Consider the following 7,726-nt stretch of genomic DNA (forward strand, 5'->3'; position numbering starts at 1 on the left):
GACGCTCAGCCGCCGAGCCGGAACCTCAGCCGGCAGATGACCGCGTCGGTGTCCCGCCGCACGGCGTGCGCGACGACGGCGCCCCGCTGATTCTGGAGCAGCCGCTGCCACACCAGTTCCGGCTCCGTCTCGGCGATCAGTACGGTGACGCGCGTCGACGGCTCAGTCCGGGCGAGGTCGCGCACGTACGCGGCGATCGGGCGGCCGAGCGTACGGCGTTCACACGCCAGCCGGACCAGCCGCACACCGGGATTCCACCGCGCCCAGTCGCGCTCAAGCGCCCTTGTGACCGCCCGGTCCTCGGCGTCCGCGTGGCACACGGTGAGCGCGCGGACCTCGTCGCCCAGGGAGACCGCGGCGGTCAGTGCCTCGCTGGTCAGGCGCGTCAGGGAGGACACCGGTACCAGCACGAGGGAGCGCTGGTGGCGCGGCGGCTCCGGGACGCGGCCGACGCCGAGGCGCTCGCCGATCCTGCCGTACGCCCGGTGGACCAGCTCGAAGAGGGCGACGAGCAGCGGCAGGGCGATCACGATCAGCCAGGCTCCGGCGGAGAACTTCGTGGCCGTGACCACCACCGCGGACACGCCGGTCAGCGCCGCGCCAAGACCGTTGAGCAGCGCCCTGCCCCACCAGCGCCGTCCGCGCTCCGCGCGCCAGTGCAGCACCATGCCGGTCTGGGCGATCGTGAAGCCGACGAAGACGCCGATCGCGAAGAGCGGCACGAGCGTGTTGGTGTCGCCGCCGGAGAAGACCAGCAGCGCCGCCGAGACCGCGGCCAGCCACATCACGCCGTGCCGGTGCACCTGCCGCTCGGCCTTCAGTCCGAAGACATGCGGCAGGTAGTTGTCACGGGCCAGCAGCTTCAGCAGGACCGGCAGGCCGCCGAACGAGGTGTTCGCCGAGAGTGCGAGGAGCACCATGGTGGCGAACTGCACGACGTAGAAACCCCAGTTGTGTCCGAGGGAGGCGTCGGCGAGCTGGGCGAGGACGGTGGTGCCCTCGACCGGCTGGAGACCGAAGCGGGAGATCAGCACCGAGAGGCCGATGAGCATGACGCCGAGCAGGGCCCCCAGCGCGACCTCCGCGCGCATCGCCCGCCGGGCGGCCGGGGCGCGGAACGACGGCACGGCGTTGGCGATCGCCTCCACGCCGGTGAGCGCCGAACAGCCCGCGGCGAACGCCTTGAGCAGCAGGAGCGCACCGACGGTGGTGGCGTTGTCGGCGAGTACGGAGGCCTGCCCCCCAGAGGTCACGGAGGCCGCGGTGGAGACCGGCCCGGCACGGAACAGACCGACGACTATCAGGACGAGGATCGCGCCGATGAACACGGCCGTGGGCACGATGAACACCCGGGCGGAGTCGGCGATGCCCCGCAGGTTCACCGCGGTCAGCAGCAGAAGGACGGCGAGGCAGATCCACAGCCTGGCGCCGTGCAGCTCGGGGAAGGCCGAGGTCAGGGCGGCCACTCCGGCCGTGACGGCCACCGCCACGTTCAGCACGTAGTCCAGGACCAGCGAGGCGGCGGCCACCAGACTCGTACGGCCTCCCAGGTGCGCCTTGGCGACCGCGTACGAGCCTCCGCCGTCCGGGAACGCCGCGATGACCTGCCGGTAGGAGGCCACCAGAACGGCCAGCAGGCCCGCGATGGCGACCGTGACCGGGAGGGTGAAGCCGAGACCGTGGGCGCCCGCGGCGGCCAGGACCAGGACGATGGCCTCTGGGCCGTAGGCCACCGAGGCCATCGCGGTTAGCGAGAGCGCGGCAAGACCGGTGACGGCGGTCAGGCGGTGCCGGGCACCGGCATCAGGAGGGTCCTCCGTGCCGGGTGCGGCGGCGCTCGGCTCAGCGGAGCCCGGGTCCGCGGCGCCTGGCTCAGCGGCGCTCGCGTCGGCGGCGCTTGGCCCGGCGGCGCCGGAATCAGCAGCGCTCGGCCCGGCGGCGCTGGAATCGGCAGCGTTCGAGCTGGTCAGGACGGCCATCGAGTCTGATCCCCTTCACGACTGGTCGTCTCAGACTGCCCTCACGACCGGCCGTTCCCGGACCTTCCTTCCGCCCCCTTGACGCCATCCGTCACAGTCGTGACGCGCCCTTGACGCCGCACCCGACGTGCGGCCGCGGTCGGCGGCCGCACACCGGCCGCCGACCGCGGTTCACCGCGCGGGAGAGGTCACCGGCAGACGGGCACGGTCCCGTGGACCTTGACGTACCGGGCGGTGACCCAGCCCTGCGGTGCCGTCACCCGGTACCACGTGCGGTTGCCGCCGACGTCCTGGCCCGCCCTCTTGCAGAGCAGGTCGATGCTGCGCCCGGTGCGGTAGACGCCGGTGACCTTCGAGTTCGAGGTCGGCCGCTGACGTACCTTGAGCCCGGTCTTGGAGATGACGGTGCCCTTGACCGTCTTCGGGACCGGCTTGTCGGCGGCGACCGTCAGCCGGGCCGTGCCGACCCACCGGCCGCAGCCCGCTCCCGTGACCGACACCCGGTGCGCACCGGGAGCCGCCTGCCCCTTGACCGCGGCCCGGCCGGAGTGCACCACGGGCTTGCCGCTCTTCGCCAGCGCCACGACCTTGACGAAAGCGTCGGACCGTGCCTGCAGGGAACGGCAGCCCTGAGGGGCTCCCGCGACCTTGACCATGACCGCGGAGCCCTGCTGTGCCGTAGTCGGAGCAACCATCACTCGCGGGGCCGCGGGCGCGGACCGCTCCGACTGCGCGGCAGCCTGCGCGGGACCGCCCAAGGCCACCGAGGCAAGCACAACCGCCGCACACCCGGACACCGCACTACGAAGAACCATGTCGTCTCTTTTCCCTTGTGCCATCACCGGCCCCACCAGGCGGGACCGGCAGCTCTGCGCCGGAGCACACCATAGAACTGACGGATGAAATGTCCTGATATCAACCGCGCGCAACACGCGGGCCATCACCGCCGAACGCGCATCAGTTCACTCGGTTGGGCGCCAGAGCCGTGCCGGGGCCGGTGCCCGGGCGGCAGCCCCGCAGTTCGGGGGCCGGTGCTCCGGTCGCGAGTTCGTCCGCGACGAGTCGTCCGACGGTGGGCGCCAGGGTGACGGCCGAGTGCGTGACGGCGACGTACACGGACCGGTCCCGTGTCGCGTATCCGATGATCGGCCCGTGCGCGGGCATCGGCCGTCCGCTGACGCGGTGGTCAAGCAGGCGGCACTCCTCGCCGCCGCGGAAAAGGCTCCGCACGCGGCGCAGGCCCTCATACGCGGCGCGCTCCCCCGCGTTCGCGGACTGCTCCGCAGGGGGCGGGACGACCAGGAGGAGGTGGCCCTCACGAACCTCGCGGACTTCGATGTCCGGGCGGGCCACGATGGATCTGACCAGGCCAGAGGGGGCGGAGAGGCGTACCAGGCAGGCCGGGGACACGGCAACGGGCAGCCCCGCGAGCACCGGCTCGCACAGCGCGGGGACACCGGTCCCCGCGGCGAGCACGACGGTGGCGGCCGGGTGGAACCCGGTGGAGGACCGCACCCCCTCGACGCGCGAGCCCGTCCTCTTCGACTGCAACGACGTCACGACCGTGCGGTGGAGCACCGTGGCCCCATGGGCCCGCGCGCCGTCCACGAGGGCGTGGGTGAGGGCCACCGGATCGACACCTCCGTCGCTGGGCGTGTGCAGGGCCCACTCGGGAGGGTGCCGGAGGTGCGGCTCCAGCGCGGCGACATCGGCTCCGCCGATCCAGGACTGACCGGGTCGCGGCCGGGAGTCCCGCTCCGTCCCGTCGCCGGTCCAGGCCAGTGAGCCCGTCCAGCGGACGGCGATACCAGGCAGCTCCGCCTCCAGGCGCCGGTGGTCCGCCAGCACCGATCCGCGCAGGTGCCGCGCCCCGCCGGGCCACTGCCTCCCGCGGTCACCGATCCACGCGAAGGAGCCGCCCGTCACCCCCGTGGCCGGTGCGGGCCCCTGGTCGAGCAGGGTCACGGGGACGCCCCGGCGTGCCAGGTGGTAAGCCACCGAGGAGCCGACGATGCCCGCACCCACGACGACGACGCTCAATACGCACTCTCCTCTTCGCAGGGCCCGTGGCGGTGGTGCCGGTGGCACTGGGGCCGGGCCGATTGACGGCAGGGACAACGCCGTCGAACACCGTCGGGGGTGCCGCGGACCTCCCGCAACGGAATTTGCGGGGGCCCGCTCCGGCCTGGCAGTTCTGGCGATTCCGGCCGTTGTGGCGGCGGAGTTCCGCCGACAGGCGTTCCGCCGGTTTGAGCCGCGTGGTTTGGACCAGGTGTTCTCCGTGCACTCTGATGCGGCCGGGGCTCTTGCCACGGAAGCGGGCAGACGTGCGATTGTTTTTACGGGTGCCGGCGTTCCGGCCCGGCCGAGTGAGGGACACAGGCGCATGACAGGTCAAGCGGAACCGCCGCCAGCGGGCGTCGCCACGGAAGCGGTGCCCGGCGGTGCCGCCGCGCATACGGCGAAGGACGATCTCCATGCGCTGTTCGGGCGGTCCACAGCCGTGTTCGCCTCCCTGGCGGGGCCCGCGCACATGGTGGAGGCGGCCAACGCGGCGTTCTTCGACGCGATCGGCGGGGGCGCCCGCGTCCGTACCGGTGTGCCGCTCGCGCAGCTGATGCCGGAACTGGTCGAGCAGGGCTTCATCGGCCTCCTGGACCGGGTCTACCGCACCGGACGCCCCTACATCGGCAGGGACGCCCACGTCCTGCTCGGCGAGGGACCGGAGGCGCGGGAAGCGTACTTCGACTTCACCTACGAGCCCCGGCTCGACGCGGGCGGCAACGTCATGGGGGTACGGGTCCTCGGAGTGGAGACCACCCAGGTCGTGCACGCCCGGCGGCTGACGGCAGAGCACCGCGCGCTGCTGGAGCAGATCGCCCGGCAGGCGCCCCTGCCGGAGGTCCTCGACGGCATGGCGAGCGTGATCGAGGAGCTCGCGCCCGAGGAGGTGCTGGTGTCGGTGCTGCTGGCCGACGCCGACGGGCGGCATCTGCGGCACGGTGCCGCGCCCAGCCTGCCCGACTTCTACAACCGGGCCATCGACGGCATCGCCACCGGCGAGGGCGTCGGTTCCTGCGGCACCGCCGCGCACCGCCGCAGGCCGGTGATCGTCACCGACATCGCCACCGACACCTTCTGGGACGACTTCCGCGAGCTGGCCGACCGGGCCGGAGTCGCCGCCTGCTGGTCCACGCCGATCCTGGCCCGCGACGGCTCCTTGCTGGGCACCTTCGCGATGTACCACCGCCGCCCGCGCGCCCCACAGGAGGCCGACCTCGCCCTGGCCCGGGTCTTCGCGGGCACCGCCGCCCTGGCCATCGAGCGCCACCAGGCCCAGCAGGCCCGCACGGCCGCCGAGGCGCGGGAGAAGGCCGCCCGCGACGACCTGGCGTTCCTGTTGCGGGCCAGCACCACCATGACCGCCGGACTGGACGCCGCCCAGACCTTGCAGCACCTGGCCGCCGCCTGCACACCGAAGCTGGCCCCGCTGTGCGCGGTCGACGTGGTGGAGGGCAGGCATGTACGCCGCGTCGCCACCGCCGCCCCCACCCAGACGCTCCACGACCTCCTCGCCTCCCACATCCCGGTCTACGACACCGCCGACGACGCAGTCGCCCGCGTCCTGGCCTCCGGCCTGAGCGAGGTCGCCCGCCGCACACCCACCGGCCCCGGCCCCTGGCACGACCTGGGCGTCACCGGATATCTGTGCGTCCCGCTGATGGACCGCGACCGCGCCTTCGGCACCGTGACGCTGCTGTCCACCGGCGAGCACACCTTCGACGGCCACAGCGTCGCTCTGGCCGAGGAACTCGTCCGCCGCGCCGCCCTGGCCGCCCGGACCGCCCGCCAGTACACCCAGCGCGTCACCCTCTCCCGCGATCTGCAGGCGGGCCTCCTGCTGCCGGACCTGCCCCGCGTGCCCGGCGCCGACGTGGCCACCTACTACCACCCGGCCGGTGAGGGGCTCGACATCGGCGGCGACTTCTACGACGTCTTCCCCCTGGACGACGGCCGCTGGGCCTTCATGCTCGGGGACGTGTGCGGACGTGGCGCGCTGGCCGCCACCACCACCGCTCTGGTCCGCCACACCGCGCGCGCCGTCGCTCCCCTGCTGCCCGACTCCCACAGCGTCGTGCGCGCCGTCAACCGGGCCCTGCTCAACCGGCCCGACAGCCACGGCACCGGCTTCGTCACGCTCGTCTTCGGCCTGCTCACCCCCACTCCCGACGGCCTGGACGTCGAACTCGTCCGGGCCGGACACACCCTGCCCCTGCACCTCGACGCCCACGGCATCGCCCGCCCGGTGAAGGCCCCCGGCGCCCTGCTGGGTGTCACCGCCGATCCCGGGGTGGCGCCGCAGCACCTGCGTCTGCGCCCGCACGAGAGCCTGCTGCTCTACACCGACGGGATCACCGAGGCCCGCGACGCGGACGGCGAGCAGTTCGGCGAGGAGCGCCTCGCCGACGCCCTGACCAGCGCCGCGCACCAGCCCGCCGCCCACGACGCCATCGACGCCCTCACCCGGGCCGTGCGCACCTTCACCGGCGGCCGCCACATCGACGACGACCAGGCCATCCTCGCCCTGACCGCCACTGAGCCCGGTGGCAGGGCCGAACAACCCGTAGGACACACCCCTCAGCAGCTCGCCCCGGCGTCGCTGTCCACGAACGATTCGACGCCGATCGAGTAACCGGCGCCGCTGGTGAGGTCGGCGCGTTTGCCGTGGCCCTCCTCCGCGAGGCCCTTCGCGGTGATCAGCCGGTTGACCGCGCTGCTCCAGGAGTATCCGCTGAGCGAACGGCTCACCGAGGTCTTGATGCGGGCGCTGCACGCGGCCGGGGACAGTGCCGAGGCGCTGCGCTGCTTCGCGCGTATCCGCGGCCGTCTGATCGAGGAGCTGGGCACCGAACAGGGCCGCAAGCTGCGGGCGCTGCATGAGCTGATCCTCAAGGACGGTTCCGGCGCGGCCTCGGCGCGGATTCGGCGGCCGGTGCCGGAGACCGCGCCGTCCGTGCCGGGTGCCGCGCCGTCCGTGCCGGGTGCCGCGCCACCCGTAGCGGCATCTGCGCCCCGAATACGGCAATCCGCGCCACACGTGCCGGAAGCCACGCCGTCCATGCAGCAGTCCGCCCCACGCAGCCGGAAGCCGCCGCCCTGCCGGTGGCCGAAGCCTCCTTACCAGGTGCCCACGCCGTCTCGCCGGGTGCGCACGCCGCCCGGCCGCGTGTGAACGCCGCCGGGCCGGATGCGTACGCCGTACCACCAGACACGTACGCGGCCCCGCAAGGCGCGTACGCCGTCCCCGCCCATCTCCCCCTCGGCACGCCCGGGTTCATCGGCCGCGCCCGGGAGCTCTCCGCCCTGGACGGGCTGTTCGCAGGGCTGCGCGCGCAGTCCTCGGACAGTGTCGCCGCGGTGATCTCCGGCACCGCCGGGGTGGGCAGGACCGCGCTCGCCGTGCACTGGGCGCGCCAGGTCCGCCCGGCCTTTCCGGACGGCCAGTTGTATGTGAACCTGCGCGGCTTCGACCCCGGTGGCACTCCCCTCGTCCCCGAGCGCGCGCTGCGCGGCTTCCTGACCGAACTGGGCCTCCCCGAGGCCCACGACCTACGCGACAAACTCCGCAGCCGCGGCATCCGGCGGCACACCTTCTAGGTCAGGCGCGAGCTGTACACGCATGCCGAGGCTTCTCACCGTGCCGGAAGGGCGGACGGTTGCCGGGGGGTCGGGGGCATCTCCTTGAC

6 protein-coding genes are annotated in these 7,726 nt (G+C 73.3%); 3 read left to right on the forward strand and 3 right to left on the reverse strand.

Annotated features, from left to right (window positions below; genetic code table 11):
* Nucleotides 1–5: 5 nt before the first annotated feature.
* From AB8Z36_RS02985 to AB8Z36_RS02995, 3 genes are all read right to left on the reverse strand, one after another.
* Nucleotides 6–1,979, reverse strand: coding sequence for an APC family permease (locus AB8Z36_RS02985; protein ID WP_369211585.1), 1,974 nt, complete (start codon nucleotides 1,977–1,979; stop codon nucleotides 6–8).
* 188 nt (nucleotides 1,980–2,167) lie between these two features.
* Nucleotides 2,168–2,563 carry an SH3 domain-containing protein gene (locus AB8Z36_RS02990; RefSeq protein ID WP_369211586.1) on the reverse strand — a complete coding sequence of 132 codons (396 nt, stop codon included), beginning with the start codon at nucleotides 2,561–2,563 and terminating at the stop codon, nucleotides 2,168–2,170.
* A gap of 373 nt (nucleotides 2,564–2,936) precedes the next feature.
* Entirely contained in the window at nucleotides 2,937–4,019 is a 1,083-nt protein-coding gene (locus AB8Z36_RS02995; RefSeq protein WP_369211587.1) for an NAD(P)/FAD-dependent oxidoreductase, read from the reverse strand.
* A gap of 346 nt (nucleotides 4,020–4,365) precedes the next feature.
* Here AB8Z36_RS02995 and AB8Z36_RS03000 point away from each other — a divergent pair, with 346 nt between their 5' ends.
* The 3 genes from AB8Z36_RS03000 to AB8Z36_RS03010 are packed head-to-tail and all read left to right on the forward strand — an operon-like array spanning nucleotide 4,366 to nucleotide 7,637.
* Complete coding sequence (locus AB8Z36_RS03000) at nucleotides 4,366–6,672, forward strand: SpoIIE family protein phosphatase (RefSeq protein ID WP_369211588.1); 2,307 nt, start codon at nucleotides 4,366–4,368, stop codon at nucleotides 6,670–6,672.
* 27 nt (nucleotides 6,673–6,699) lie between these two features.
* Nucleotides 6,700–7,212 carry an AfsR/SARP family transcriptional regulator gene (locus AB8Z36_RS03005; protein WP_369211589.1) on the forward strand — a complete coding sequence of 171 codons (513 nt, stop codon included), beginning with the start codon at nucleotides 6,700–6,702 and terminating at the stop codon, nucleotides 7,210–7,212.
* Nucleotides 7,209–7,637, forward strand: a complete 429-nt coding sequence (locus AB8Z36_RS03010) for a hypothetical protein (RefSeq protein WP_369211590.1) — start codon at nucleotides 7,209–7,211, stop codon at nucleotides 7,635–7,637. The genes AB8Z36_RS03005 and AB8Z36_RS03010 overlap by 4 nt, the downstream gene beginning before the upstream one ends.
* The last annotated feature ends 89 nt before the right edge of the window (nucleotides 7,638–7,726 follow it).

Origin of the sequence: Streptomyces flavofungini (genome assembly GCF_041028215.1) — a bacterium.
GTDB lineage: Bacteria > Actinomycetota > Actinomycetes > Streptomycetales > Streptomycetaceae > Streptomyces > Streptomyces flavofungini_B.